The sequence below is a fragment of the Treponema sp. R8-4-B8 genome, from assembly GCF_054786175.1.
The window spans coordinates 1-687 of the sequence record NZ_BDHE01000204.1 but is presented as its reverse complement, the minus strand read 5'-3'; the positions used below and the strand labels follow the sequence as shown (position 1 = coordinate 687).

1 protein-coding gene and 1 pseudogene are annotated in these 687 nt (G+C 48.6%); both read left to right on the top strand.

Annotated elements, in window-relative coordinates; translation table 11 throughout:
- Positions 1 to 249 (top strand): annotated as a pseudogene (locus ACYVRA_RS07910) (DNA topoisomerase IV subunit A); the annotation flags it as partial.
- Between the two features lie 52 nt (positions 250 to 301).
- Entirely contained in the window at positions 302 to 619 is a 318-nt protein-coding gene (locus ACYVRA_RS07905) for an FISUMP domain-containing protein (protein ID WP_461252191.1), read from the top strand.
- Positions 620 to 687 lie beyond the last annotated feature (68 nt).

The window sequence follows — 687 nt, the reverse complement described above, 5'->3', positions numbered from 1 at the left end:
CCGTACATCAAGCGGTTCAAGGTGGAACAGTTCCAGTTGAACAAGGGTTACGCTATTGTTCCCGATAATTGCACGTTATTGAGACTGACGACCGATCCCGACGCGGTTGTTACGATAGAGTACAAGCCTAAGCCGCGGCTGAAAGTCTTGGAAGAGAACTTCAAAGTGAAGAACTTCTTGGTGAAGGGCGTCAAGGCCGGAGGGATTAGGCTGGCGAACAAGGAGATGAAGTCGGTGAGGATGGGTTGACATAGCGGGAATATTATAGATTCCAAAAACATAAAACCAAAGGACTTGCGTTATGGGTGACAGATACGGATTTATCAAGGCAATGACGGTAACGACGGCGCTTGTCGCGCTGTGTTTGAGCGGTTGCGGCAAAGGCGATGGCGGGGCGTCTAAAAAGTCCGAGCAGACGTCGGTGTCTGCCGCCGAAACCTCCGATATGTTGCTTGATTCGCGGGACGGTCAAAAATACCGTATCGTAAAAATCGGCGATAAAACGTGGATGGCGGAGAATCTCAAGCACATGACTTCCGTTCGCGAGTGCTACGGTAATGATGATTCAAATTGCGCCAATTATGGCGAACTATACAACCTGGCTCTTATACACATCTAGATGTGTATAAGAGACAGGCATTTGGGAGGACAGGCCGCCGTACTTAAAGATAAGATGTATACTGATGA

Excerpts from the sequence above, each read along its gene's own strand:
- ACYVRA_RS07905 (WP_461252191.1), top strand. The coding sequence starts at position 302 with ATGGGTGACAGATACGGATTTATCAAGGCAATGACGGTAACGACGGCG.